The organism is Saccharopolyspora sp. NPDC047091 (assembly GCF_040643635.1).
Lineage (GTDB): Bacteria > Actinomycetota > Actinomycetes > Mycobacteriales > Pseudonocardiaceae > Saccharopolyspora_C.
Genome location: NZ_JBEYUS010000011.1, coordinates 26,588 through 53,189, shown reverse-complemented (window position 1 = coordinate 53,189; position 26,602 = coordinate 26,588). Strand labels below are relative to the sequence as shown.

20 protein-coding genes are annotated in these 26,602 nt (G+C 73.0%); 3 read left to right on the top strand and 17 right to left on the bottom strand.

What is annotated here, in order from left to right; all coding sequences use genetic code 11:
* Positions 1-42: 42 nt before the first annotated feature.
* A complete protein-coding gene (ftsZ, locus tag ABZ805_RS07900; RefSeq protein WP_358436033.1) occupies positions 43-1,398 on the bottom strand; it encodes a cell division protein FtsZ in 1,356 nt (451 codons plus the stop codon).
* A 445-nt stretch (positions 1,399-1,843) separates the two neighbouring features.
* On the opposite strand from ftsZ, the gene ABZ805_RS07895 reads away from it, so the two are divergent.
* Positions 1,844-2,752 (top strand): SDR family oxidoreductase, encoded by a 909-nt coding sequence (locus ABZ805_RS07895; protein WP_358436030.1) that lies wholly within the window; start codon positions 1,844-1,846, stop codon positions 2,750-2,752.
* Here the strand turns inward: ABZ805_RS07895 and ABZ805_RS07890 are convergent.
* The 16 genes from ABZ805_RS07890 to ABZ805_RS07815 all read right to left on the bottom strand — a co-directional run bounded on the left by ABZ805_RS07890 (position 2,695) and on the right by ABZ805_RS07815 (position 21,040).
* The gene (locus tag ABZ805_RS07890) at positions 2,695-3,720 is read right to left on the bottom strand and encodes a WYL domain-containing protein (protein WP_358436027.1); all 1,026 of its coding nucleotides are present in this window, start codon (positions 3,718-3,720) and stop codon (positions 2,695-2,697) included. The two genes, ABZ805_RS07895 and ABZ805_RS07890, sit on opposite strands and share 58 nt — an antisense overlap.
* Before the next feature lie 54 nt (positions 3,721-3,774).
* The gene (locus ABZ805_RS07885) at positions 3,775-4,578 is read right to left on the bottom strand and encodes a carbohydrate ABC transporter permease (RefSeq protein WP_358436024.1); all 804 of its coding nucleotides are present in this window, start codon (positions 4,576-4,578) and stop codon (positions 3,775-3,777) included.
* Positions 4,571-5,455, bottom strand: a complete 885-nt coding sequence (locus ABZ805_RS07880) for a sugar ABC transporter permease (RefSeq protein ID WP_358436021.1) — start codon at positions 5,453-5,455, stop codon at positions 4,571-4,573. Before ABZ805_RS07880 ends, ABZ805_RS07885 begins: the two co-directional genes overlap by 8 nt.
* The gene (locus ABZ805_RS07875; protein ID WP_358436018.1) at positions 5,452-6,780 is read right to left on the bottom strand and encodes a sugar ABC transporter substrate-binding protein; all 1,329 of its coding nucleotides are present in this window, start codon (positions 6,778-6,780) and stop codon (positions 5,452-5,454) included. The genes ABZ805_RS07880 and ABZ805_RS07875 overlap by 4 nt, the downstream gene beginning before the upstream one ends.
* A gap of 82 nt (positions 6,781-6,862) precedes the next feature.
* Positions 6,863-7,675, bottom strand: coding sequence for an ESX secretion-associated protein EspG (locus tag ABZ805_RS07870; RefSeq protein ID WP_358436015.1), 813 nt, complete (start codon positions 7,673-7,675; stop codon positions 6,863-6,865).
* A gap of 199 nt (positions 7,676-7,874) precedes the next feature.
* Positions 7,875-9,290 carry a PPE domain-containing protein gene (locus tag ABZ805_RS07865; protein WP_358436012.1) on the bottom strand — a complete coding sequence of 472 codons (1,416 nt, stop codon included), beginning with the start codon at positions 9,288-9,290 and terminating at the stop codon, positions 7,875-7,877.
* Positions 9,291-9,386: 96 nt separating this feature from the next.
* Entirely contained in the window at positions 9,387-9,875 is a 489-nt protein-coding gene (locus ABZ805_RS07860) for a DUF3558 family protein (RefSeq protein ID WP_358436009.1), read from the bottom strand.
* 41 nt (positions 9,876-9,916) lie between these two features.
* Positions 9,917-10,354, bottom strand: a complete 438-nt coding sequence (locus tag ABZ805_RS07855) for a hypothetical protein (RefSeq protein ID WP_358436006.1) — start codon at positions 10,352-10,354, stop codon at positions 9,917-9,919.
* A 315-nt stretch (positions 10,355-10,669) separates the two neighbouring features.
* Entirely contained in the window at positions 10,670-11,413 is a 744-nt protein-coding gene (locus tag ABZ805_RS07850) for an FtsQ-type POTRA domain-containing protein (protein ID WP_358436004.1), read from the bottom strand.
* Positions 11,410-12,864, bottom strand: coding sequence for a UDP-N-acetylmuramate--L-alanine ligase (murC, locus tag ABZ805_RS07845; protein WP_358436001.1), 1,455 nt, complete (start codon positions 12,862-12,864; stop codon positions 11,410-11,412). The genes ABZ805_RS07850 and murC overlap by 4 nt, the downstream gene beginning before the upstream one ends.
* Entirely contained in the window at positions 12,861-13,982 is a 1,122-nt protein-coding gene (gene murG, locus ABZ805_RS07840) for an undecaprenyldiphospho-muramoylpentapeptide beta-N-acetylglucosaminyltransferase (protein ID WP_358435998.1), read from the bottom strand. Before murG ends, murC begins: the two co-directional genes overlap by 4 nt.
* Positions 13,979-15,403, bottom strand: coding sequence for a putative lipid II flippase FtsW (gene ftsW, locus ABZ805_RS07835; protein WP_358435995.1), 1,425 nt, complete (start codon positions 15,401-15,403; stop codon positions 13,979-13,981). The genes murG and ftsW overlap by 4 nt, the downstream gene beginning before the upstream one ends.
* Before the next feature lie 5 nt (positions 15,404-15,408).
* Positions 15,409-16,803, bottom strand: a complete 1,395-nt coding sequence (gene murD, locus ABZ805_RS07830) for a UDP-N-acetylmuramoyl-L-alanine--D-glutamate ligase (protein WP_358435992.1) — start codon at positions 16,801-16,803, stop codon at positions 15,409-15,411.
* Between the two features lie 42 nt (positions 16,804-16,845).
* Positions 16,846-17,922, bottom strand: coding sequence for a phospho-N-acetylmuramoyl-pentapeptide-transferase (gene mraY, locus ABZ805_RS07825; protein ID WP_224959306.1), 1,077 nt, complete (start codon positions 17,920-17,922; stop codon positions 16,846-16,848).
* On the bottom strand, positions 17,919-19,433 hold the full coding sequence (gene murF, locus ABZ805_RS07820; RefSeq protein WP_358435989.1) for a UDP-N-acetylmuramoyl-tripeptide--D-alanyl-D-alanine ligase: 1,515 nt from the start codon (positions 19,431-19,433) through the stop codon (positions 17,919-17,921). The genes mraY and murF overlap by 4 nt, the downstream gene beginning before the upstream one ends.
* A complete protein-coding gene (locus ABZ805_RS07815) occupies positions 19,430-21,040 on the bottom strand; it encodes a UDP-N-acetylmuramoyl-L-alanyl-D-glutamate--2,6-diaminopimelate ligase (RefSeq protein ID WP_358435986.1) in 1,611 nt (536 codons plus the stop codon). The genes murF and ABZ805_RS07815 overlap by 4 nt, the downstream gene beginning before the upstream one ends.
* Before the next feature lie 910 nt (positions 21,041-21,950).
* On the opposite strand from ABZ805_RS07815, the gene ABZ805_RS07810 reads away from it, so the two are divergent.
* A complete protein-coding gene (locus tag ABZ805_RS07810; protein ID WP_358435983.1) occupies positions 21,951-22,316 on the top strand; it encodes a hypothetical protein in 366 nt (121 codons plus the stop codon).
* 6 nt (positions 22,317-22,322) lie between these two features.
* Positions 22,323-26,597, top strand: a complete 4,275-nt coding sequence (gene eccCb, locus ABZ805_RS07805; protein ID WP_358435979.1) for a type VII secretion protein EccCb — start codon at positions 22,323-22,325, stop codon at positions 26,595-26,597.
* Positions 26,598-26,602 lie beyond the last annotated feature (5 nt).

Below are 26,602 nucleotides of genomic sequence, written 5' to 3'. Positions count from 1 at the left end.
GTGTCCGTCCCGGTGCCCATTCTGGCCCACGTTCGAAGGCGATCAGCGTCGCATGAACGGAGGAATGTCCACGTCGTCGTCGTTGTCGTCCGAGACCGGCATCGGGCGGGACGGCAGCTGGCCGCTCATGCCCTGGGTGCCGGTGTGCGTCGGGTAGCCGCCGCCGGAGCGGGTCGGCACCGAGACGCCGGGCGTGCCGCCCTCGCCGTAGGTGGGCCGCGGTTCGTAGTTCTGCGGCTCGTAGCTCTGCGGCGGGGTGTACGGCTCGGGCTGCGGGGCCGGGGCCGGTGGCTGCTCGGCGGGGGCCTGCTGCTGCAGTGCGGGGGGCGGCTCGGGGGCGGCTTCGGCTGTGCTGTCGACGACCTGCCCCTCGGTGACCTGGCCCGCTTCGCCGCCGGCGACGGTGTCCCTGCCGCCGACCCTCGTCGGTTCGAGCTTCTTGTGGGTCGGCGCGCCCGCGTCGAAACCGGCGGCGATCACGGTGACCCGCACCTCGTCGCCGAGCGAGTCGTCGATGACCGTACCGAAGATGATGTTCGCTTCGGGGTGCGCGGACTCCTGCACCAGCGAGGCCGACTCGTTGATCTCGAACAGGCCGAGGTCGGAGCCGCCCGCGATGGCCAGCAGCACGCCGTGCGCGCCTTCCATCGAGGCTTCCAGCAGTGGCGAGTTGATCGCCTTCTGCGCGGCCTGCACGGCTCTGCCCTCCCCGCGCGCCGAGCCGATGCCCATCAAGGCGCTGCCCGCCCCGGACATGACGCTCTTGACGTCGGCGAAGTCGAGGTTGATCAGACCCGGCGTGGTGATCAGGTCGGTGATGCCCTGCACACCGGAGAGCAGCACCTCGTCCGCGGAGCGGAACGCGTCCATCAGGCTGACCCCGATGTCACCGAGCTGCAGCAGCCGGTCGTTCGGGATCACGATGAGCGTGTCGCAGCAGTCGCGGAGCTCCTTGATGCCCTGCTCGGCCTGGTTCGCCCGGCGCTTGCCCTCGAAGGAGAACGGCCGGGTGACCACGCCGATGGTCAGTGCGCCGAGCTTGCGCGCGACGTCGGCGATCACGGGGGCGCCACCGGTGCCGGTGCCGCCTCCTTCGCCCGCGGTCACGAAGACCATGTCGGCGCCCTTGAGGACCTCTTCGATCTCTTCCTTGTGGTCCTCGGCTGCCTTGTGCCCGACCTCGGGGGCGGCGCCCGCGCCGAGTCCTCGGGTCAGTTCGCGGCCGATGTCCAGCTTCACGTCGGCATCGGACATCAGCAGGGCCTGGGCGTCGGTGTTCACCGCGATGAACTCGACGCCCTTGAGCCCGACCTCGATCATGCGGTTGACGGCGTTGACGCCGCCTCCACCGATGCCGACGACCTTGATCACCGCGAGATAGTTGTGCGGGGGCGTCATCGGGTCCGCCTTCCTGGTCGTGGCTGAGCGCTCTGCGTTGCTCGGACCGCCGCGGGAGCGGTCACCGTGGGAACCGGACAGTAGTCCGGGGCCGGCACGGGTACCGGTCGACACCGGAGTGGTCCCGTGCGAGCACAAGATCGAAACGCGGTCAACCCCGTACCCGGTGCGGACCGTAGGCATGCCCGCGTCGCCGCGTCCAGCAGCCACGCCGGGAGTTCTCCCAGGTGTGTCATGCCACCCACGTCGCAGATCCGCCTCGACCGTCGTTCTCGCCTGCACGGTGATCGGCGCGCTGCGCGATCACCGATGTTCACCGTACCGCGCGTCCGGGCGTGCCGGGTGGCCCACTCGGAAAAGAACGCCGCCGGAATCCGGACCGCGGTCGTCCGGATTCGCCGCCAGCATCGGCGGGACGAACCGGAACCGACGGAGGAGCACGACGATGGGACGACCGCTGCAGGGGAAGATCGCGCTGGTCGCGGGCGCGACGCGGGGCGCGGGCCGGGCGATCGCGGTGGAGCTGGGCGCCGCGGGCGCCACGGTGTACGGCACCGGGCGCACCACTCGCGAGCAACGCTCCGACTACGACCGCCCGGAGTCCATTGAGGACACCGCGGAGCTGGTCACCGCGGCGGGTGGCGAGGGCATCGCGGTGCGGGTGGACCACCAGGTCCCGGAGCAGGTGCGGGAGCTGGTGGCGCGGATCGAGCGGGAGCGCGGCCGGCTGGACCTGCTGGTCAACGACATGGGCGGCGAGCACCTGATGGACTGGCACAAACCGGTGTGGGAGCACTCGCTGGACCTCGGGCTGCGCAGGCTCCGGATCGGCATCGAAGCGCACCTGATCACCAGCCACTTCGCGCTCGCGCTGCTGTCCCGCACCCCCAGCGGGCTGGTGGTGGAGCTGACCGACGGCACCACCGAGTACAACCGGCGCTACCGCGCGGACTGCGGCGCGTTCTTCGATGTGACGAAGATCGCCGCGAGCAGGTTGGCGTTCGCCCAGTCCGAAGAGCTGCGCCCGCACGGCGGGACCGCACTCGCGATCACCCCGGGCTGGCTGCGCTCCGAGATGATGCTCGACCACTTCGGCGTCACCGAGCAGAACTGGCGCGAGGCCACCGAACCGCACTTCTCGATCTCGGAATCGCCGCACTTCGTCGGCCGCGGGGTCGCGGCCCTGGCGGCGGATCCGGAGGTGTCCCGCTGGGCAGGGCGCACCGTCTCCAGCTTCGAGCTCGCGGAGCACTACGGGTTCACCGACCTGGACGGGTCGCGACCGGATTCATGGCGCTACATCGCGGAAGTCGTCGAGGCGGGCGCACCGGAGGACACCACCGGGTACCGCTGATCCGCCGCCCCGTACAGCTCGGTGAGCTCGGCGGCGGTCCGCGCCATCCGCTCGGCCAGCTCGGCCGGGGCCAGCACCTGGACCTGCGCGCCGAGCCCGAGCAGCTGCGCGTGCGCGACCTCGAGGGACTCGACGGGCAGGGTGGTCGTCACCCAGCCCTGCTCGTCCGGCTCCCCCGCCGCGGCGCGCGCGTCCGCCGCGCCCGGGCCACCGACCTGGGCGTGCAAGGCGGCGAGCGCGCCCGGGGCGAGCCGCACGGTGATCTCCGCGCGCAGCAGGGCGCGTTCGAACTCGGCGCCGCGGCGCGCCCAGAACTCCGGCAGCGCGAACTCGGCGTCCCGCTCGAACGGCTCGCCGGGCTCCGCGGAGCGAAACCGGTCGACGCGGTACACCCGGAACCGGCCGTCGCAGCGCCCCGCCAGGTACCAGGCGCCCGCCTTGAGGACCAGGCCGTGCGGTTCGATCTCGCGGTGCACCTCCCGGTCGCCGCGCCGGTAGGTGGCCCGCACCGCGCGGTCCTGCCACACCGCGTCGGCGAGCTCCGGCAGCAGCGGCGGCGTCGCCGCCTCCCGGAACCAGCCGGGCGCGTCCAGGTGGAAGCGCCGCCCGACCCGGTCCGGCACGTCCCGGTTGCTCGGCGCGAGCGCGGCGGAGATCTTGCGGCGGGCGCTGCCGACGGCCTCGGTGAGGCCCATCTCGGCCGCCGGGCCCGGGATTCCGGCCAGCAGCAGCGCCTCGGCCTCCGCCCGGTGCAACCCGGTGAGCCGCGTCCGGTAGCCGCCCAGCAACCGGTAGCCGCCGTTGCGGCCGCGTTCCGCGTAGACCGGCACGCCCGCCTCGGCCAGCGCCCGCACGTCGCGGGCCACGGTGCGCTCGGTGACCTCCAGCTCGGCCGCCAGCTCCGGGCCGGTCGCCGCGCCCCGGTTCTGCAGCAGCAGCACCAACGAGATCAACCGCGCCGCCCGCATCGCTCCCCCTCCGCCGGTGCCGCGGACGCTACGCCCGACCCCCGACAGCGGCGCTCACTTCAGCCCGGTGGTCTTCAGCGAGGAGATGAGCTTGCGCTGCCCCAGCAGGAACACCAGCACGGTGGGGATCGCGGCCAGCAGCGCCGCGGCGATCACGTACTGCTGCTTGGAGGCGTACTGGCCCTGCAACGAGGCGATGCCGACCTGCACCACCTGCAGCGACTCGTCCTGGGCCACCGCCAGCGGCCACAGGAACGAGTTCCAGTTCGCGAGGAAGAACAGCACCGCCAGCGCCGCCAGCATCGGCCTGCTCAACGGCAGCACCACGTGCCAGTAGGTGCGCCAGTGCCCGCAGCCGTCCAGCTGCGCCGCGTCCTCCAGCTCGCGCGGCACCCCCAGGTAGAACTGCCGCAGCAGGAAGATGCCGAACGCGTTGAACACGCCCGGCACGATCAGCCCCGCGTACGTGTCGACCATGCCGAGCGTCCGCACCACCAGGAACAGCGGCACCAGGATCACCGGCAGCGAGATCAGCAGCGTCGCGATGACCGCCGCGAACGCGATCCCCCGGCCGCGGAAGTGCATCCGCGCCAACGCGTACGCGGCCATCGAGTGCACCAGCAGCGCCACCGCCGTCACCACCACCGAGACGAACGCGCTGTTCGCGAGGTAGCGCAGGAACGGCACCTCGGTCAGCACGTACACCACGTTCTCCAGCGTCAACGCGCTCGGCCAGCCCACCGAGAACAGCTCCGCCGCGGGCCGGAACGCCGCCAGCAGCAGCCACAGCAGCGGCGCGACCGTCACCAGCGCCACCAGGTACGCCAGCAGCGCCCGCCCGCGGATCCCGCTACGCATCGAACCGGCCTCCTCGGGTCGCGGCGAACAGCACCCCGGTGATCGCGCCCAGCAGCAGCACCAGCAGCGCGCAGATCGCCGCCGCGTAGCCGAACCGGCCGAACTGGAACGCCTGCTGGTAGGCGTAGTAGACGACGGTCGACGTCGCGTTCGCCGGGCCGCCCGAAGTCGTCACGAAGACCAGGTCGAACGCCTGCAACCCGGCCACCGCGTTCACCGTGGACGTGATGAGCACGAAGAAGCTCGTCGGCCGCAGCATCGGCCAGGTCACGTGCCGGAACCGGTGCCACGCGCCCGCACCGTCCACCGTCGCCGCGTCGTAGAGGTCGCCGGGGATGTCGTTCAGCCCGCCGAGGAAGATGAGCATCTGGTAGCCCATCAGGAACCACACGCTGATCAGCACCAGCGTGACCAGCGCCAGGTCCGGATCGCCCAGCCAGGAGACCCCGTCCAGGCCGAACACCGCCAGCACCCGGCTCACCAGGCCCGTCTTGTCGGTGAGCAGGAACTGCCAGAGCAGCCCGATCACCACCAGGCTCACCGCGTTCGGCAGGAACAGCGCCGCGCGCACCGCCCCCACCCCCGGGAAGTGGTCGCGCACCAGCAGCGCCAGCGCCAGCCCGCACGCGAACACCAGCGGCACGAACAGGCCCGCGTACAGCGCGGTGATGCCGAAGCTGCGCCACAGCAGCCCGTCCCCCGCCATCAACCGGAAGTTGTCCAGCCCCGCCCACTCGACGTTGCCGAAACCGTCCACTTCGAACAGTCCGACGACCAGCGCCAGCACCGTCGGCACCGCCACGAACACCAGCAGCCCCACCGCGTCGGGGGCCAGGAAGCCGAGCGCGGCCCGGCCGTCGGAACGCCGGGCGCTCATTGGATCGCCGCCCCGTCGTAGCCGGCCAGGAACGTGTCGATCTGCTCGGACGCCGCCCCGGCCACCGCGGCCGGGTCGGCGCCGTCGAGCTGGCAGGACTGCAACGCGTCCGAGATCGCGCGGTACACCTCCGGCGGATAACGCGGTTCCGGGCGCGCCTCGGCCATCACCTCGTCGGCGAACACCCGCATCGGGCCGTCGTCGAAGGCACCGTGCGCCTCGGCTGCGCGGCGCACCGAATAGCGGGGCGGGATGCCCGTCTTCGCCACGGTGTTCCACTGCCGCATCCGCTCCACGCACGCCGGATCGGAGGAACCGAGCGCCCAGGCCACGAACTCGGCCGCCACCTCCGGGTTGGCGCCGTAGGCGTTGGCGACCATCGCCCAGCTGCCCAGCGCGGTGGTCGCGGTACCGCCCGGCGGTGCGGGCATCGGGGTGACGCCGTAGCGGAAACCGGGCGCCTGCTCGGCGATCTCGGCGATGCCCCAGATCCCCAGCTGCTGCATCGCGCAATAGCCCTGCGCCAGGTTGGAGATCGTGTCGTTGCCGCCTTCACCGCGCACCCGGCGCGGCGCGGCACCGCTGCGCACCGCGTCCTGCCACAACCGCATCGCCCGGTGCGTGGCCGGCGAGTCGAAGGCGCTGCGCCGCTGGTCCGGGGTGAACACGTCCCCACCGGCCATCCACAGCCACGGGTACCAGGTGAAGTTCTGGTAGTAGCCGGGATTCGTCTCGAACAGCATCCCGAACCGGTCCGGGGTGGTGAGCCGCTCGGCCAGGCCCAGCAGCTCGTCCCAGGTGCCCGGCAGGTCCCCTTCGGCGAGCCCGGCGCGTTCGAACACGTCCTCGCTGTAGAACAGCGCCAGCGGTTCGATCTCCATCGGTAGCCCGAACACCCGGTCGTCGACCAGCCGCGTCGCCAGCACCTCCGGCAGGAAGTCCTCCCGCACGCCCGGTTCGAGGTGCGGGGTGAGGTCGGCCAGCGCACCGCCGTTGTAGTAGCGCAGGAAATCGCCGGGGCTGAGCAGGAACACGTCCGGACCGGCACCGGCGCTGAACGAGGTCTGCAAGGTGGGACCGGCCTTGTAGTCCTTGTTCGGCACGTACCGCAGCCGCACCTGCACCTCGTGCGTGGCGTTCCAGTCCGCGGCGAGCTTGCTGATCCAGTCGCTCTGGCTCTTGTTCTGCCCGCCCGGGCCGTAGAAGTTCCACAGGCTGATCTCGTGCGGGTCGCGGGCCGGGGCACAGCCGGCGGCTCCCGCGAGCAGCGCCGCCCCCGCCCCGCGCAGGGCCGTGCGACGGCTGATCGCGGGCACGTCGCGCATCCGGTCCCCCAGAAATCGATTGCCGAACGCTATTCCCGGCGATCGAAGGCGGTCAATGCGCCATTGGTGGGGTGCACGGGGGTCAGCGCACCGACTCGACCAGCGCTTCCACTCGGGTGCGAACCTCCCGTGCGTCCGCCGGAGTGAGGGCGTGCACCCGTTCGCCCACGCCGCCCCGCTCCGCGTGGTCCAGGTAGCGGCCGTCGGGGGCGGCGTTGTCGAACCAGCGCACCACCGCCGAACGCCGCCGCGCACCGCGCGGATCGCGCGCCGACGCGGCGAACTGGCCCGCCCGCAGGTGCGGGGCCGATCCGATGCTCCGGTACTGCTCGACCAGCCGGTCACCGCTGCTGCCGCGCACCGGCGCCACCTGCTGCAGGAATCCGGTGGCGAGTTCCTCCGGGCCGGACCGCAGCGAGCTCTCCGGAACCCGCACCCGGCCGCGGGTTCCGGGCGGCGCCGGTGGCAGCGTCGCCAGCAGCACCTCGGACAGCGCCGCCCGGTGGTGCAGCTCCACGGTCAGCGTCCCGCCGTACCGCGCGTCCTCCCCCGGTTCCTGCACGCCGAGAACCACCCGGTCGCGGCCGGCGAGCGCGGCCACCGAGCGCCACGCGGCCGCACCGCCGAACTCCGGGCACCACACCGAGTCGACCCACAGGTGCGGGCCCGCGAGCACCCGCAGCGCCTCCGCCAGCTCCGCCGGGACCTCGTCGTCCACCAGGAGCCCGGCCCGGTGCATCGCGGGGGCTTCCCGGCGCGCCAGCTCGCGGAGCTGCCGCCGCGTGCGCCCGAAAGCCGGTGCCTCCAGCGGCAGCGCGAGATCATCCACCGCCAGGTAGCGGCGCAACAAGTACAGGTGCAGCGGGTGCAACCGCCACCGGACCACCAGTGCCATCTCGTTCCCCCTAGGCACGATCCTCGAAGACTCCCTTCCCCACGACCGCCGTCCTGTCCGCTGCGACCCCGTGCGCAGCTCGGCCACCCGCGGGTTCGCAGCGGCGCTCTCGCGAGGACGTTCTCCTACCGGTGCCGACGAAGCCCGCGGCGAGAACGCCGTCGAGGGCCGGCCCACCCCCGCAGCGACGCGGAGGTGCTCACTCGCCGAAGACCGGTGGGGCGGTCTTCGGCATGCCCTCCATCCAGACGTCGTCCTGCTCCTCCAGCCAACCGGGGCGTTCGTGCTCGTAGTCCTCGCCGCCTTCGCCGCGGCGGGCCGCGCCCGTTCCCCCGGCGCCCCCGCGTGCACCGCCGGTCGCGGCGGCCGGGCCGCCTGCCGGGATACCACGGACGCCCGCTCCGGAACCGGCTCCGACGCCCGCCCGTCCGCCCGGGCCCGGCTGGTCGCCGGGGCCGCCCGCCCGGGCTCCGGGAGTGCCGCCGCCGGGCCTGCCACCCGTTCCGCCGATTCCGCGACCTCCTGCACCGCGGCCTCCCGCGCCACGGCCGCCGGGGGCCGGACCGCCGCCTCGGCCGCTACCGGTGCCACCCGGGACGCCGCCGCCCGGCAGCGGGACCGGACCGGGCAGCACCGGTGACGGCGGGACGCGCTGCCCGCCGGGCGGTACTCGTTCCGGGGTGCCGTCGGGGCGCTGGTCCGGAACCCACGACGGATCGGACCCCGCCGGGCCGTCCGGGCGCCCGGTACCGCCGCCGCGGTCGTGGCCGGTCGGATCGACACCGGTCCGGTCGGCACCGGCACGATCCGCGCCGGAACGATCACCGCCACCCCGACCGCGGTCCTGCGGCTCCACCGGCGGAGGCGGCGGCTCGACCGGCGGGGGCGCCACGGGTGGTGGCGGCGGCAGCGGCGCGCCGTCCAGACCCGGGTAGACCGGAATCGTCCCGTCCACGTCGTGGTACGTCGGGGTGAAGACGCGCTGCATCGTCTCCTGGGCGGCGCGCTCCGCCTCCTGCCGTTCCCGCATCTGCGCGAGCGCGTCCACGCCGCCGCCGACGAACCCGCCGGGAATGCCCGCGGCGAGGGTGCGGCCGATGCTGTAGTCCTGCGGCTTCGGCACCATCGCCTTCACCTGGCCCGCGGCCGAACCCGCCTGCTCGACCTTGTTCCCGGTCAGCTGGAACGCCTGGCCGCTGTCGGACATCCACTGCACGAGCGGTTCGGCGGAGGCCGTCGCGACGTCCGCCGCCTCGCCCTCCCAGCCGCCCGCGATGGCGGCACCCGCATCGCGGTGCAGGTCCGGGCCGATCTCCGCGAGGGCGGTGCCGATCCGGCGCCACGCTTCCGCGACCTCCTGCGCCTTCGCCGGGTCCAGCGAGCGCTCGTTCGTCTCGTACAGCTCGTGGTGGCTGTAGGACTGCCAGTTCTCCTGCTCGGTGATCGACGGCGGGTCGAACTCGCCACCCGCGTGCAGCCGCTCGTTGCGGTCGGCCAGCACGTCGCGCCGCCGCTCGCCGGAGCGCTCGGCCGCCTCCGCCTGTTCCCGCGCCGCGCGTTGCGCCGTCGTCTCGTAGCCCAGCCAGGACGCCCCGGCGTCGTGGGCCGTGTCCACGGCGCGCTCCGCCCAGTCCCCGAATCCCAATTCATCCCCCCGGTTCGCGGCCGCCCGCCGGAATCGCCGGCGGGCGCTTCACGTGTTCGCCGCTGATCAGCGCGGGCTCTTCGCCGCGATCAGCTCCGCCACCTGCCAGGACTCGGCGCACTCGTCGCGGCCTTCGTCGTCGGTCTCCTGGGCCGTCACGGTGATCACGCCACCCCCGGCGTCGAACATCGTGGAGCAGATGCGGGCCCCTACGGCGGTTCGGTCGATCGTGTTCGCCGCTGGACGACCGTCCAGTTCACGTCGCTCGAACTTCGCCCAGTTCGACTGGGCTCCGTACCGCCCGACGGTCATCTCCTGGTTCTTGTAGAAGCTGTATCCGAACGGCTCACCGTCGAAATCGCAGCCCGGTTCGGAGGAGATGTCCTCGTTCGGCTGACCTGGCGGCAGGACACCGCGCGCGGTCAGCTCCGCTTCGGTGAGCATCGTGCACGGATCGATCTTCGCCAGGCCTACCGTCCGCACCGGTTCCTCCACGGCGGACGCCCCGCCCGCCTTCGAGTCCAATGCGCAGCCGCCGAGCGACACCGATGTCACAGCGATGAGGAGTCCGGCCACCGCCCTGCGCGAAACGCCGTTCATCCCTCACCCCGCCGCAGTTCTTGCGCGATGACGTCATCCGTCAGCGCGTAGTCCTTGGCCACCTGCCGGAACAGCTCCGCTTTCTCCCCGAGCTCATCCGCGAGCCGCGTGAGCAAGGCCAGGGCACCGGACGTGCCATCGCAGGCCTTGCTCTCGAATTTCCGGGAGAGCTGGACCGCCGAATCGTAGTCGCCGAGACCGGTAATTCTGCCCAGCCGTTCCGCATTCCGCCCGAGACGATTCACCTGGCGCTGCGCCTTCTCATAAGCCTGCGCCGCTTTCTCCGCCGCATCCGGGTCGATCTTGAGCCGACCGGACGCCACCTGCGCCCGGAGCTGCTCGTTCTGGGCCGAGATTCCGGTCAGCCGCGCGGACATGGCCCCCAGCGAGCCGCCGCCCCCACCGCCGCGCACCGACTCAGCATCGTCGGTCACTTCGCCTCCTCGCGCCGATCCGATCGTACGGGGAAACGTTATCCGCCAGCGGGACGAGAACGCTGCAACGAAAGGGGCATCGGGCGCATTTACACCCGAACGGGCGCACATCGAACATCGGCAATTTCCACACCGGAAAAGGCCGGATAAATACGCCCTGAGTAATATTCCACAACGCCTATTCCAAAGGCGCACCGACATCCGAACGCTACCGCGGAACTCGCATTCGAGCGGGATCGAATTCCCGGTCAGTCGACCGCCGTTCGGGCGATCAAGCCCCTGCGTCCGCCGCCATTCCGGATCGCGCTACCGCGATCACGCCACCGTCGGCAGATCCGGGCTCGTCACGTCGTAGACCTGTCCGGAGCGGGTCAGCAGCGGCACCAGGATCGCCGCCTTCCGGTCCGCGGCCGTGCTCTCCCCCCAGTGCACCTGCCTGCCTCCGCCCAGCGCCAGGTACAGGTTCTGCGGCCGTTCGGCCCGCACCTCGGTGACCTGGGACCGCAGGTCCGGGGGCAGCGCGGTGAGCGCGATCATCGCGGTCCGCACGCTCTCCGCCCGGTCCTCGCCGAGCCGCAGCTGGGCGAGCCCGCCGGGCGGGCGGGGCACGGTGCGGAACGGCACCCCGGCCGCGTCGATCAGCCGGAACCCGCTCTCCCCTGGCCCGTCGGCGGGCACGTACGCCACGGCGACGCGTTCGGCGATCTCCAGTCGTACCGTCGAGGGCCACTCCAGGTGGACCTCCGAATCGGCGATCTCCGGGACCGCGCCGAGCCGGGACCGGATGCCCTCGGCGTCGACCTGCAGCATCGGGGTGCCGAGTCCGACGCCCGCGGTGTCCAGCACGAGCTGCTCCGGCACGCCGGTGAGCCCGGCGACCTGCACGGAGCGGACACCGAGCAGCGGGCTGTAGTAGAGCGCGAGCACCAGGACGGTCACCACGGACATCGCCACCGGCAGCACCCAGCGGCGCTGCGGCCGCTGGATCCCACCGCGCACCGGCCGGCCGCGGGTGCGGCGCACCCCCGGCCGGTTCGACGACCGCCCTGCCGCGCTCACCCCGCCGTTCCTCCGGTTCCCGCGGCCCGCTCCAGCTCAACGAGGATCTCCGGGCCGAGCATGGTCACGTCACCGGCGCCCATGGTGAGCACCAGGTCTCCCGGTGCGGCGAGCCCGGCGACGAGCGGTGCCGCATCGGTCAGGGACGGTTCGAAGTGCACTCGGTCCGCCGCACCCGGGATCTGGTCGGCGATGAGCGCACCGGTGACGCCGGGCTGCGGGTCCTCCCGCGCGCCGTAGACGTCGAGCACCACGATCTCGTCGGCGAGGCCCAGCGCGGTGGCGAACTCGGTGGCGAAGGCGGCGGTGCGGGAGAACAGGTGCGGCTGGAACACCACGACGAGCCTGCCGTCCCCGACGACGGGCCGGGCCGCGCGCAGCTGCGCGTCGACCTCGGTGGGGTGGTGGGCGTAGTCGTCGTAGACGAGCACGCCACCGGCCTGGCCCTTGAACTCGAAGCGGCGGCGCACTCCGCCGAACGCGGCGAGCCCGTCGAGCAGTTCCTCCAGCGGTGCCCCGAGTTCCAGCCCGGCGAGCAGCGCGGCGACGGCGTTGCCGGCCATGTGCTCGCCCGGCACGGAGACCTGCACGTCGATCCGCTTCCCGTCGAGTTCGACGGCGGCGACGCCCGCCCCGTGCTCGGGCCGGTAGTCGACGATGCGCGCGTCGCCGGGCTCACCGGCGGTGTGCCCGTAGCGGCGGACGCGGAGCCCGCTCGCGGCGGCCTGCCCGGCGAGCCGGGCGGATCCGGGGTCGTCGGCGTTGACGATGAGCACGCCACCGGGTTCGACGCGGCGGACGAACTCGTCGAACACCTCGGTGTAGGCCTCGGCGGTGCCGTGGTGGTCGAGGTGGTCGGGTTCGACGTTGGTGACCACGGCGACCGAGGGGGCGAACACGAGGAACGAGCCGTCGCTCTCGTCGGCCTCGGCGACGAACACGCCGCCTTCGCCGTGGTGCGCGTTGGCCCCGGACTCGTTGAGGTCGCCGCCGATGGCGAACGACGGGTCGAGCCTGCAGTGCTGCAGCGCGACGGTGAGCATCGAGGTCGTCGAGGTCTTGCCGTGCGTGCCCGCGACGCAGGCGACGCGGTGTTCGGCCATGAGCGCGGCGAGCGCTTCGGCGCGGCGCAGCACGGCGACGCCGCGGCGCTGCGCTTCGACGAGTTCCGGGTTGTCCGGCCGGATCGCGGTGGACACCACGACGGCGGTCGGGTCCTGGCCGAGCTGGTCGAGGTTCTCGCCGCGGTGCCCGAGCGCGACCTGCGCGCCCTGGGCGCGCAGCGCGAGCACGGTGCGGGAATCGCGGGCGTCGGAACCGGAGACCTGCCGGTCGCGGGCGAGCAGGATGCGGGCGATGCCGCTCATGCCCGCACCGCCGATGCCGACGAGGTGGACGCGGGACAGCAGGTCGTCGGTGCCGCTGCGTTCCGCGGTCTGGGCTTCGGTCACTGGCCGGCCACCTCCAGCACGATCCGGGCCAGCACCTGATCGGCTTCCCGGTGTCCGGTACCCAGAGTGGCACGGCTCATCATGTGCAGCCGCTGCGGGTCGCGGCCGAGCGGCAGGATCTCGTTGATGACCTTGTCCGGCGTCATGTCCTCGTCGGCGACGAGCAGGGCACCGCCCGCGGAGACGACGGGCTGCGCGTTGAGGGCCTGTTCGCCGTTGCCGTGCGGCAGCGGCACGAACACGGCGGGCAGTCCGACGGCGGACACCTCGGCGACGGTCATGGCGCCGGAGCGGCACACGACGAGGTCGGCGGCGGCGTAGGCGAGGTCCATCCGCTCCAGGTACGGCACCGCGTTGTAGACGGGAGCACCGGGAACCTGCTGCACGGCGAGGGTGTTCTTCGGCCCGTGCGCGTGCAGCACGCCGATGCCCGCGCGCCCGAGCGCCTGCGCGGCTCCGGAGAACGCGGTGTTCAGCGTCTGGGCGCCTTGCGATCCGCCGAACACGAGGATGGTCGGCGCGTGCGGGTGCAGCCCGAAGAACTGCCGGGCCTGCATGCGCAGCGCGGCGCGGTCGAGGCTGGTGATGGATTCGCGCAGCGGGATGCCGATGGGCCGGGCCCCGGCGAGTCCGCTGTCGGGGGTGGCGGCGAGGACGCGTTCGGCGAACCGGGCGCCGACCTTGTTCGCCATGCCCGCCCGGGCGTTGGCCTCGTGCACGACGATGGGGGTGCGGCCGCGCGCGGCGAGGTAGGCGGGCAGCGACACGTAGCCGCCGAACCCGACGACGACGTCGGCCTGGACGCGTTCGAGCACGTCCTTGGTCTTGCGCACCGAGTCGCGCACCTTCAGCGGCAGCCGCAGCAGTTCGGTGCTGGGCTTGCGCGGCATCGGCACCGGCGGCACCAGTTCCAGCGGGTACCCGCGAGCGGGCACCAACCGGTTCTCCAGTCCGCGTTCGGTGCCGAGCGCGGTGATGCGCGCGTCCGGGCGCATCCTGCGCACGGCGTCGGCCAGGGCGAGGGCCGGCTCGATGTGTCCGGCGGTGCCGCCGCCTGCGACGACGACCGACAGGCCGCGCCGGGCGGGGTGTCCGGGGGCCGGGTGCTGCCCGCTCAACGGTGTCCTCCTCGTGTCTGTGCCCGGGATCCGGTCTTGCCGCGGGCCGCGGTGCGGTTCCGCGCGTCCGGTGATCCCCGGCGGGTCGGCTGGGCCCCTGCGCTGCGCGCTCCGGGGCGGCTGGTGGGCGCGGTGCGCGCCGGGCGGCGTTTCGCCGGCGGGCGGTAAGGCTCTGGTGTGGACAGGCGCAGCAGTTTCCCGACGCGGCCCGGTCCGAGCGACCGTAGCGCGGCGATCGCTTCGGGCTCGTGCCGGGCGAAGTTCGCCAGCAGCCCGAACACCAGCATGCTGGTCACCACGGACGAGCCGCCGGAGGAGATCAGCGGCAGCGGCAGCCCGGTGATGGGCAGCAGGCCGACGACGTAGCCGACGTTGATCGCGGCCTGTCCGACGAGCCAGGTGGTGAGGGTGGCGGCGACGAGCCGGATCCACGGGTCGGTGTTGCGGGCGGCGATGCGCATCCCGACGTAGGCGGTGGTGCCGAACAGCACGAGCACGATGACGCAGCCGACGAAGCCGAGCTCTTCGCCGATGACCGCGAAGATGAAGTCGTTGTGCGCGTTGGGCAGGTACTGCCACTTCGACCAGCCCTGGCCGAGCCCGCGGCCGAACAGCCCGCCGTCGGCGAGCGCGAACAGCGCCTGCCGGGCGTGGTAGCCGCGTCCGGTGGGGTCGGAGGCCGGGTCGAGGAAGGTGGTGATCCGGTCCATCCGGTACTGCGCGACCATCGCGAGCACGACGGCGGCGGTGACGGCCCCGAGCACGGAGACGCCGAACAGCCGCAGCGGCGCCCCGGCGAACCACATCAGCGCGAGCAGCACGATGAACAGCGTGATCGTGGAGCCGAGGTCGGGCTGCAGCATGACCAGCGCGAACATCAGCATCGCCGCGGGCACCACGGGCACCAGCAGGTGCCGGTACTGGGCGAGCAGCCCGCGCTTGGTGACGAGCACGTGCGCGCCCCACAGCGCGAAGGAGATCTTGGCGAATTCGACGGGCTGGAAGGAGATCCCGCCGAACACGAACCAGCTCTGCGCGCCGTTGCGGACGCTCCCGAGCGGGGTCAGCACGAGCACGAGCAGCAGCAGGCAGCCGCCGAAGACGGTGAGGCTGTGCTTGCGCATCTGCCGCACCGGAAGCCGCAGCGCCCCGTAGAACAGCACGAGCCCGCCGCCGCAGTACACGACCTGCCGGATGAAGATGTCGTAGGACGATCCGGCGCTGGTGAACGAGTCCACGCTGGACGCGGACAGCACCATGACGAGCCCGAACACGGTGAGCAGGCCGAACACGGCGAGCAGCAGGTGGAACGAGGCGAGCGGCCGGGTGAGCCACGCGGTGAGCGGCGTCGTGATGGCCGCGAGCCCGGTGGGCTTGCGGGTGCGGCGCGGCCTGCGGGCGGTCGCTGCGGGGGTGGCCATCGGACTCACCCGCCGGTGGCGGGCTCGGCGGCGGGCAGGGCCCGCACGGCGTCGGCGAAGGCCCGGCCCCGGTGCGCGTAGTCGGTGAACATGTCCATGGAGGCGGCGGCGGGGGCGAGCAGCACCGCGGTGCCGGGGGCGGCGTGCGCGGCGGCCCTGGTGACGGCCTGGGACATGCCCGCATCGTCTCCCGCGGAGACCTCGTCGACGGGCACGTGCGGGGCGTGTCGGGCGAGCGCTTCGGCGAACGCGGCGCGGTCGCGGCCGATGAGCACGACGGCGGCGAGGCGCCCGGCGTTGCGCGCGACGAGTTCCTCGACGTCGGCGCCCTTGAGCAGCCCGCCCGCGATCCACACGACGCGGTCGTGGGCGCGCAGCGCGGCGTCGGCGGCATGCGGGTTGGTGGCCTTGGAGTCGTCGACCCAGGTGGTGCCGCCGGTCTCGGCGACGACGACGGAGCGGTGCGCGCCGGGTTCGAAGGCGCGCAGGCCGCGGGCGACGGCGTCGGCGGGCACGCCGTGCGCGCGGGCGAGCGCGGCGGCGGCGAGCGCGTTGGCGAGGTTGTGCGGTCCGCCGGGGCGCACGTCGGCGACGTCGGCGAGCACTTCTCCGGCGGGGTCGGCGGCGAAGGCCCGGTCGAGCAGGACGCCGCCCGTGATGCCGAGCTGGCCGGGTCCGGGCTCGCCGAGGGTGAAGGACACGGGCCTGCCCGCGCCGGTGGCGAGCCGGGTGGACCACTCGTCGTCCGCGTTGTGCACCGCGACGACGTTGCCCGCGTACACCTTGGCCTTGGCGGCGCCGTAGGCGTCGAGGGTGCCGTGCCAGTCGAGGTGGTCGTCGGCGAGGTTGAGCACGACCCCGGCCTCGGCGGCCAGCGATCGGGACCAGTGCAGCTGGAAGCTGGACAGCTCGACGGCGAGCACCCGGTGCCCGGCGCGCACCGCGTCCACGACGGGCAGCCCGACGTTGCCGCAGGCGACGACGTCGAGCTCAGCGGCGCGCAGCACCGATTCGAGCATGGTGACGGTGGTGGTCTTGCCGTTCGTGCCGGTGACGGCGAGCCAGTGGGCGGGTTCGGGCCGCGCCCGGTCGAGCCACCAGGCGAGCTCGACCTCGCCGATGATCTCGATGTCCGCGGCCGCGGCGGCGGCCAGCAGCGGGGTGCCGGGCCGCCAGCCGGGACTGGTGACGACGAGGTCGGTCCCGGCGGGCGGTTCGAGCAGCCCGGGCAGGAGCCGCCCGCCGCCGGCGCGGACGGAGTCGAGCGCGGCGAGCCGTTCTTCGGACGCGTCGGTGACGGTGACTTCGGCACCGGCTGCCAGCAGCGCCTCGGCCGCCGAGCGGCCGGACACCCCGGCACCCGCGACCAGCACGCGCCGGTCCCGCAACGTTCGGGTCACCGCTCTCTCCTCTCCTGCCTGCGGCGGGGGCCGCCGGGTTCGTCAGCCGCCGTAGAGGCTGAGCCAGTCCGCGTAGAACAGTCCGACGCCGAACAGGCAGCTGATCCCGGCCAGCACCCAGAATCTGATGATCACCGTGGTTTCCGCCCACCCGGCGAGTTCGAAGTGGTGGTGGAACGGTGCCATCCGGAAGAGCCTGCGCCGGGTGCTGCGGAACACGACGATCTGCAGCACGACGGAGAGGGCCTCCACCACGAACAGCCCACCGATGATGATCATCAGCAGTTCGGTGCGGGTGACCATGCTCAGCCCGGCGACGAGGCCGCCGAGCGCGAGCGAACCGGTGTCACCCATGAAGATCTTCGCAGGTGCCGCGTTCCACCACAGGAACCCGATGCACGCCGACATGGCGGCCGCCGCGACGATCGCGATGTCCAGCGGGTCGCGCACCGTGTAGCAGGCGGGCCCGGAGCCGCCCCCGCCGGTGCAGTCGTAGCGCAGCTGCCAGAACGAGATCAGCACGTAGGTGGCCAGCACCATCGCCGCGGTACCGCCCGCGAGGCCGTCCATGCCGTCGGTGAAGTTGACCGCGTTGGACCAGCCGCTGATCGCCACGTACGCGAAGATCACGAACCCGATGGCGCCGAACGACACGATGCTGATGTCGCGGATGAACGACAGGTGCTCGGAGGCCGGGGTGATGCCGTTGTCGTCGGGGAACCGCATCGCGAGGATCGCGAACAGCACGGCGGCGACGAGCTGGCCGACGAGCTTCGCGGTCTTGTTCAGGCCGAGGTTGCGCTGCTTGCGGATCTTGATGAAGTCGTCGAGGAAGCCGACGATGCCCAGCGCGGTGGTCAGCCCCAGCACCAGCAGCCCGGAGACCGTGGGGCCCTCTTCGGCGACCGTGAGGTGGGTGATCAGGTAGCCGGCCCACATGGCGACGAGGATCGCCATCCCGCCCATGGTGGGCGTGCCGCGCTTGGCGGCGTGGGACTTCTGCACCTCTTCGCGGATCTCCTGGCCGAAGCCCTGCTTGGAGAAGATCCGTATCAGGTACGGCGTGAACAGGATGGAGATGACCAGCGCCACCGCGGCGGCGACGAGGATGCTCTTCACGCTTGACCCCCGGCTCGTTCGGTGGCGGATCGATCGGTGACCTGCTCGGTCAGCTGTTCGGCGACGCGCCACAGCGCGGCGACCTTGGACGCCTTGGCGAGCACGACGTCACCGGGACGCAGCTCGTCGCGCAGCAGCGCGACGGCGGCATCGACATCCGGCACCAGAACCGACTCCTCTCCCCATGACCCTTCCAGCGAGGCACCCTGGTGCATCGCCCGTGCCTGGTCACCGACCACCACGAGGCGGTCGATGTTGAGCCGGACGGCGAGCCGCCCGATCTCGTCGTGCGCGGCGACCTCGGCATCGCCGAGTTCGCCCATGACTCCGAGCACCGCCCAGGCGCGGCCCGGCTTCCCCCTGGTCATCGAGGCGAGCGTCTTGAGCGCCGCGCGCACCGATTCGGGGTTGGCGTTGTAGGCGTCGTTGATGACGGTGACGCCGCCGGAGGTCTCGGTGACCTCCATGCGCCGCGCGGAGACGCGCCGCACCGAGCCGAGCCGCGCGGCGGCCTCCTCGACGCTCGCGCCGAGCTCCATGGCGATGGCGGCGGCGGTGAGCGCGTTGCCGATGTGGTGCTCGCCGTGCAGCGGCAGCCGCACCCGCGCGGAACCGGTGGCGGTGCGGAGGGTGAACTCGGCGCGCGCCTGCTCGTCGAGCTCGATGTCCTCGGCGCGCACGTCGGCGGCCGGGCTCTGCCCGACGCGGACGACGCGGGCCGTGGTGCGCTCGGCCATCGCGGCGACCAGCGGGTCGTCGGCGTTGAGCACGGCGACCCCGCCGTCGGCCGCGGCGGGCAGCGCTTCGACGAGTTCGCCCTTGGTCTGCGCGACGGCCTCCTGCGAGCCGAACTCGCCGAGGTGGGCGCTGCCGACGTTGAGCACGGCGCCGATCCGCGGCGGGGCGACCTCGCAGAGCGCGGCGATGTGGCCGCGGCCGCGGGCGGAGAGCTCCAGCACGAGGTGCCGGGTGTGCTCGTCGGCGCGCAGCGCGGTCCACGGGTGCCCGAGCTCGTTGTTGAACGAGCCGGGCGGTGCCACGGTCGGTCCCGCCGGTTCGAGGACCTGCGCGATGAGGTCCTTCGTCGAGGTCTTGCCGGACGAGCCGGTGACCCCGATGACGGTGAGCTCGGGCAGCCCGTCCACCACGGCGCGGGCCAGCCGCGCGAGGGCGGCGAGCACGGCGGCGCCGCTGCCGTCGGTGTCCCCGGCGAGGGCCATGGCCCGGCTGGGGTGGTGCTCGGACAGCTCCGGGACGACCACGGTCGGGATCGGGTCGTCGGCGGTGGACACTTCGCGCGCGGCGAGAACGCCGGCGGCTCCGTCCGCGATGGCGCGGGCGGCGAAGTCGTGCCCGTCGACGCGTTCACCGGGGACCGCGACGAACAGGCCGCCCGGTCCGATCTTCCGCGAGTCGAACTCGACGGAGCCGGTCACGACCTCGGTGCCGTCCGCGTGGTGGAGCCTGCCGCCGACCGCTTCCGCGATGTCAGCCAGGCTGAGCCGGATCACCTTGCCTCCTCGTTGCCGCCCCGGCCACCGGCCGGGGGCGTGGGTTCCCCCGTGTTCTGCGTTCCCCCACTGCCATCTCCGAGCCGGGCGCTGCCGGTGTCGAGCCTGCGCCGCAGCGCGGCGGCCACCTCGTCCCGGTCGGAGAACGGGTGCACGACCCCGGCGACCTCTTGGCCGGTCTCGTGCCCCTTGCCCGCGATGACGACGACGTCGCCCGCGCGGGCCCGGTGCACCGCTTCGGCGATGGCTTCGCGCCGATCGCCCGCTTCGATCACCTCGCCGCGTTCGGCTTCGGGGACCTCCAGCGCCCCGGCGAGCATGGCGGCGCGGATGTCGGCGGCGCTCTCGCTGCGCGGGTTGTCGTCGGTCACCACCAGCAGGTCGGAGCGGCGCGCTGCCGCCTCGCCCATCAGCGGCCGCTTCGCCACGTCCCGGTCCCCGCCGCAGCCGAGCACGACGAGCACCCGGCCGCCCCCGTTGAGCACCTGGGCGCGGGCCGCGTCGAGCACCGCGGCGACGGCGCCGGGCTTGTGCGAGTAGTCCACCACGGCGGTGAAGTCCTGCCCGAGGGCGACCCGCTCCATCCGGCCGGGCACGTCCACTTCGGCCAGTCCGCGTTCGATGGCGTCGGCGGGGATGCCGGCGGCGGTGAGCACGCCGGCGGCCAGCAGCGCGTTGGCGATGTTGAACGGTCCCGGCAGCCGCAGCCGCACGTCGAGCGTCCGGTCCGGGCCGTGCGCGCGGAAGCGCTGCTCGCCGGTCGGGAAGGTCTCGACGTCGCCCGCGGTCCAGCTCGCGTCGCCGGTGGTGGACGCGGTGATGGTGTCGGCGGTGACGAGCCGCCGCCCCCACTCGCCGTCCACGCACACCACTTCGCGCTCGGAGCGGCCGTCGAACAGCAGTGCCTTCGCCTGGAAGTAGTCCTCCAGGTCGCGGTGGAAGTCCAGGTGGTCCTGCGAGAGGTTGGTGAACGCGCCGACGGCGAACCGGGTGCCGCCGACGCGGCCCAGCGCGAGGGCGTGGCTGGAGACCTCCATCGGCACGTGCGTGACGCCCTGCTCGACCATGACGGCCAGCAGCGCCTGCAGGTCGGGTGCTTCGGGCGTGGTGAAGGCGCTGTCGAGGCGTTCTCCGGCGATGCGGGTCTCGACGGTGCCGACCAGCCCGGTGGTGTGCCCGGCGGCGCGCAGCGCGGACTCCAGCAGGTAGCTGGTGGTGGTCTTCCCGGACGTGCCGGTGACCCCGAGGATGGTGAGCTTCTGGGACGGATCGCCGTAGATGCGGGCGGCCGCGGAGCCGAGCACGCCGCGCGGGTCCTCGTGCACCAGCAGCGCCACCTCGCCGGCCCGCACCCGCGGGTGGTCGAGCAGCGCGGCGCGGTCCACGCCCGCCTGGTCGGTGAGCACCGCGGTGGCGCCCGCGGTGAGGGCGTCGGCGGCGAAGTCGGCTCCGTGCACCCGGGTTCCGGGCAGCGCGGCGAACAGATCGCCGGCGCGCACGTGCTGAGCTCGCAGCGTCGCTCCGGTCACCACCCCTTCACCAGGGGCGTGACCAGGGATGTCGATGACCCGCGCACCGATCGTCTCGGCGAGCTGGTGGATCTGCACCGGCTCGACGAGAGCAGGTCGAGGCGGGGCTGTCGCGAGCGCGGAAGGCACGTCGCGCAAGGCTACCGGTACCACCTGACGGGTCATGCTCATGGTCACCTCTGCACACACCGCGTTTCGGGACTGGGCCGTTCGGAGCACGCCGCCGCACCGGCCCGGCGTCCAGTAGAACGCCTCGGGCGCGTGCGCGTCGGTGAGCCGCCCCGGACCGCGCGGCCGGGTGGTGTCCGGTGCCCCGGATCGGGGTCCGCGGCGGGCGGCCCGCCATTCGCGCGGAATTGCCGCCCGAATGGCGCGGGGGAATTGCGGAGAAGCGGCGGCGCGCATCCCGCACGGGTTTCTCCCGGGTCCCGCCCCGGTGCGGTGCGATTCGGCCCGGCGGCGCGCGCGAACCGGCGATCAGGCTCCCTGACCTGCACCGGGGCGGGCGCGGCGGACCGCGAAGCGTTCCGCGCGGCGTCGATCGTGCCGCGCAGAAAAAGCGAATCCTCTTCACATGCCCGAGCACCTACTTGCGGCCGGGGCCGTTCGCTGGCGGGCACTGGTCCGTCTCGTGCAACTTCCGCCGGATCGTGGTGCGCACCGGCGGCCGTCGATTAGCGTTCCTACTGCCAGGTCGGTGATTCCGCGGATTTCGGCGGATCGGTGGAAGAACGACTCGGGCGGGGGATGGCTGCGGCCTGAGCACCGCCGGAGCGGCGACGCAGCGGGTGCCGTCGCCTTCGGTTCTCGACGATCCAACCGGGTCCTGCGGCCCGCGCATCCCCGGCCTGAGCCGTCCGGACGTGCACGGGCCGTGGCGCGAGCGGCCCGTGCACGTCCGGGAACGCGCATCCCCCGAAAATCCCGCGCCCCGCGGTGGGCGACTGCTATACCGGTGTGATCACCGCAGCGCTGGAGCGGAGATCGCATGCCTGAAATCCGTCTCGCCCTGGAAGCCCCGGACTCGACTCCCGAACGGCTCGACCGCGCCACCCGCGCGCTGCACGACAACCTGCGCCGGGTGCGCGGCCTATCGGTGCACCGCCCCCGCGAAGAACCCCCGCCGGACGGGCGCGGCGGCGGGGCGCTGCTCGCCGAGCTCGTCCTCGGCGGGGCGCTGACGACGAGTTCGGTCGCCGCGGTCTCCGCCGTGCTCACCGGCTGGGTCGACTTCGGCCGGAACCGCGCGATCACGCTGCGGTGCGACGACGTGCTGCACCGCATCGAGGCCGACGCCGCGGAGGCGGAGCTCGAAGCGGTGCTGGGCCGGCTGCACGACGAGAACGGCGGGTGATGCGCGGTGGGCAGATACGCCCTGCTGGTGGCGACCTCGAGGTACTTCGCGCCGGGCTTGCGCGACCTGCACACCGTGGAGGAGGCGCACGAACTCCGGACGCTGCTCGCCGACCGCGAGCTCGGCCACTACGACACCGCGCACCTCGTGATCAACGGGACGAAGGCGGAGATCGAACGGCGCGTCGAAACCCTCTTCCAGGACCGGGACGACACCGACCTGGTGCTGCTGTACATCGCCGGGCACGGCATCAAGAACGACGACAACCAGCTGTTCTTCGCCGCCACCGACACCGACGTGCAACTGCCGTACTCGACGGCCGTGCCCGCGGAGGTGGTGCACCGGATCGCCACGGAATCGCAGGCCGGGTCGGCGGCGATCCTGCTGGACTGCTGCTACAGCGGCGTGTTCAACCACGGTTCGGCGCACCGGGCGGGCGAACCGGTGAACGTGACCGAGCTGCTCGGATCCGGGCTGTTCACGATGACCGCCACCAACGCGATCGAGTACGCCTACGAGCGCCGGGTCACCTCCGACGAGGGGTCCCGGCCCGGCTCCCGGTTCACCGCGGCGATCATCGAGGCGATGCGGTCCGGCACCCCCGACCTGGACGGCGACGGGAAGCTGACGTTCAACGAGCTGTACAAGTTCGTGAGCGACGAGGTGACCAAGTACGGCAAGCAGACGCCCGGCCGCGGCGGGACCCAGTACGGGGACATGCCGTTCTGCCGGGTCCGCGGCGCGCCGTCCCGGCAACCCGCCCGTGCGCCGCTGCGGATCACCGAACTCCTCGCCGAACGCGCGGACGACGCCCCGCCGACGATGCCGGTGCCGATCGGGCGCACCGACGAGACGAACCGCGGCCCCGGCCGGATCGTCGACCTGGACGTGTTCCGGACCAGCGAGCACGTCGCGGTGGTGGGCCACATCCGGTCCGGCAAGTCGACGCTGCTGCACACCTTGATCATCGGGTTGACCGCCACGTTCGGCGCCGACCAGCTCCAGTTCAAGTGCCTGGACGGCGGCGGCGCGCTCGGCGCGCTCCCCCAGGTGTCCTCGGCGGGCCACACCCCCGAGGCCGTGGCAGAGCTGCTGGGCCAGGTCGCGGCGCTCATCGAAGAGCGGCGCGACCTGTTCCCGACCGGCATCGGCACCATCGAGAAGTACCGCAGGCTGCGCCGGGAACGACCGGACCTGCTGCCGGACGGCGACCACTCCGAGACGTTCCTGATCATCGACGGCTGGGCTTGGTTCGCCGAGCGGGTGCCGGGCCTGGCGGACGCGGTGGTGCGGATCGCCGACGACGGCCCGAAGTTCGGCGTGCACGTCCTGGTCACCGCCCGCCGCTGGTCGGAGCTGCCCGACGAGCTGCTGGACCTGATGCGGGGGCGGATCGAACTGCCCTTGGCGGACCCGGCGGAATCGAGGAACCCGGAGCTGTCGGCGCAGCTGCCGGCCACCGGCTGGGCGCTGCACGAGGACCGGAAGTTCCAGGTCGCCCAGCCGTGGTCCGACGAAGCCGAAGGTGCCATCACCGAGCTGAGCCCCGCGCCGGTCGACACCGCCGGCGCACCGGCGGAACCCGACCCACCGGCGCCGGTGCCCGCACCGGCTTCGACTCCGGCCCTGGCTTCGGTTTCGGATCAGGTTTCGGCTTCGGCTTCGGCTTCGGATCAGGCTTCGGTTTCGACTCCGGCTCTGGCTCCGGCCTCGGCCCCGACGCCGACCACCGCGCTGTTCCCGCTGCTGACCGGCCGGGACGTCACCGAGTTCGATCCCGCCGTGGCTTGGCAGCCGGGCCCGGTGGCGGAGCGCTACCGGGCGACGATCGGCTTCGGCTGCGACGAGGACGACGGCGCGGTCGCGGTCCTCGACCTGAAGGAGGCCGCCCACGGCGGCATGGGACCGCACGGGCTGTGCCTCGGCGCGGCGGGCGCCGGCAAGTCCGAGCTCCTGCGGACCGCGGTGCTGTCGCTGCTGGCCACGCACTCCCCCGAAGAGCTCACCGTGGTGCTCGTCGAGCACGCGGGCGGCGCCGCGTTCGGCTCCTTCCGGGACGCGCCGCACGTCGCGGCCCTGGTCCCCGCCGCGATCGAGGACCCGGAACAGCTGGACCGGTTGTGCGAGGCGCTGGCCGGGGAGATCCAGCACCGGCAGACCAGCCTCGACAAGGTGCGCACGCGGACCGTGTGGGAGTACCGGGGCCTGCGGGTGGACCAGGACTCCGGGGTCGACCAGGACCTGCCGCCGATGCCGATGCTGCTCGTGGTGATCGACGGGGCCGACGAGCTGGCTCGCCGCTCCCCCGAACTGCTCGAGCTGCTCCGGATCATCGGGAAGGTCGGGCGATCGCTGCAGGTGCAACTGCTGCTGGCGGCTCGCGACCCGGACGCGGACCTGATCGGCGGCGAGCCGACCTACCGCGTCGAGCTCCACGGCTCCACCGGACGGCCGACCGGCGCCCCGGAAACCGCGGACCCGCCCCGCAGCGGCGACCTGCACCATCCCGGCGGGACCGTGCGCTTCCGCCCGGCCTGCGCGTCGGAGCGGAAGCACGGCGACCGCGGCCCGGACTCCCCGACCGAGCTGGAATTCGCGGTGCGGCGGATGCGCGGCACCGGCCCGGCGGCCCGGCGGATCCTGACACCGCCGCTGCGGGAACCACCCGCGCTGGAGCAGCTGCTGCCACCACCGGCGACGCGGGCCGACGAACCGCGGCTGTGCGCGTCGATCGGCATGGCGGACCTGCCGTTCGAGCACCAGCAGCGCCCCGCGCAGGTCGACCTCTCCGGCGGCTCCGGGCACGTCGGGATCGTCGGCGAGGCGGGTTCCGGGAAGTCCGTCGCCGTCCGCACCCTGCTGCTGTCGCTCGCCCTGACTCACACCCCGCGGGAGGTGCAGTTCTACTGCGTCGACCTGGGCGGTGGCGAGCTGCACGACCTGCGGAAGCTGCCGCACGTGGGCGCCGTGTCGGGGCGGCACGAGCCGGACGTGCTGCGCGGCACGATCGCGGAGCTGCGCACCCTGCTGGCGTGGCGGGAGGCCCGGTTCATCGAGCGCGGCATCGATTCGATGGCCGGCTACCGCGATCGGCGGCGGCGCGGCGAGAACCCGGACGACGACCGGTACGGCGACGTGTTCCTGATCATCGACGGGTGGACCGCGCTGCAGCGCGAGTTCGACGGCGTGGACCGGGACGTGGTCGACCTCGCCTCCCAAGGCCGGGAGTTCGGGCTGCACGTGGTGGTCACCGCGCACCGCTGGCCGGAGATCCGCCCGGCGCTCAAGAAGCTGCTGGGCACGCGGCTGGAGCTGCGGCTGGCCGATCCGGCGGAATCCGAGATCTCCCCGGAGGCCGCCGCCCGGGTCCCGCAGGACCTCCCGGGGCGCGGGCTGCACCCGACGAAGCGGCACATGTTCACCGCGCTGCCGCACCCGGTGGGCGACGGTTCCGCGGCCGCGGTCGCCGCGCTGCGCGCCCGGTTGCGCGACACCTGGCCCGGCATGCGGGCCCCGCGGGTGCGGCTGCTGCCGACGATGCTGCCGTACGACCGGTTGCCCGCACCGGAGGAGCAGCCGCGTCCGTCGATGGTGCCGATCGGGGTGAACGAGCACGGCATGGACCCCGTCTACCTGGATTTCCGGGCCGATCCGCACTTCTACGCGTTCGGCGAGCCCCAGTCCGGCCGGACCTCGCTGCTGCGGACGGTGCTGCGCGGCATCACCACCCGCTACTCACCGCAGGAGGCCGCGGTGGTGCTGGTGGACCTGCGGCGCTCGCTGCTCGGGTTCCTGCGCACCGAGCACTCGAAGGAGCACGCGGTGAACCTCGACCAGGTGCGCGCGGTGGTGCGGGAGCTGGTGGTCACGTTGCGCACGCGGCGGCCCGGCCCGGACCTCCCCCGGGAGCAGCTGCGCAACCGGTCCTGGTGGACGGGTCCGGAGCTGTTCGTGGTGGTCGACGACTACGAGCTGCTGTGCGCTGCCGGGGAGAACCCGTTGGCACCGCTGGCCGAGTTCGTCGCGCAGTCCGCCGAGCTGGGCCTGCACCTGGTGCTCACGCGCGCTGCGGCCGGGGCGGGCGAGGACCAGGACCCGCTGCTCACGGCGCTGCGCGCGGGCGGAGCCCCTGGTCTGCTGCTGAGCGCCGACGAACGCGAGGGCGAGCTGATCGGCACGGCGGCCGTGACGAGCCTGCCGCCGGGCCGCGGCACCCTGGTCAGCAGGGCGTCGCGCGGCGGGCGGCAGTTCGTGCAGACCGCGCACATCCGGGCGGATTGACCGCC

Bases quoted from the DNA above. Each gene is read 5' to 3' on its own strand.
- ABZ805_RS07895 (WP_358436030.1), top strand. From the start codon at position 1,844: ATGGGACGACCGCTGCAGGGGAAGATCGCGCTGGTCGCGGGCGCGACG.
- ABZ805_RS07890 (WP_358436027.1), bottom strand. From the start codon at position 3,720: ATGCGGGCGGCGCGGTTGATCTCGTTGGTGCTGCTGCTGCAGAACCGG.
- ABZ805_RS07880 (WP_358436021.1), bottom strand. From the start codon at position 5,455: ATGAGCGCCCGGCGTTCCGACGGCCGGGCCGCGCTCGGCTTCCTGGCC.
- ftsZ (WP_358436033.1), bottom strand. From the start codon at position 1,398: ATGACGCCCCCGCACAACTATCTCGCGGTGATCAAGGTCGTCGGCATC.
- ABZ805_RS07875 (WP_358436018.1), bottom strand. From the start codon at position 6,780: ATGCGCGACGTGCCCGCGATCAGCCGTCGCACGGCCCTGCGCGGGGCG.
- ftsW (WP_358435995.1), bottom strand. From the start codon at position 15,403: ATGGCCACCCCCGCAGCGACCGCCCGCAGGCCGCGCCGCACCCGCAAG.
- ABZ805_RS07885 (WP_358436024.1), bottom strand. From the start codon at position 4,578: ATGCGTAGCGGGATCCGCGGGCGGGCGCTGCTGGCGTACCTGGTGGCG.
- ABZ805_RS07810 (WP_358435983.1), top strand. From the start codon at position 21,951: ATGCCTGAAATCCGTCTCGCCCTGGAAGCCCCGGACTCGACTCCCGAA.
- ABZ805_RS07870 (WP_358436015.1), bottom strand. From the start codon at position 7,675: ATGGCACTGGTGGTCCGGTGGCGGTTGCACCCGCTGCACCTGTACTTG.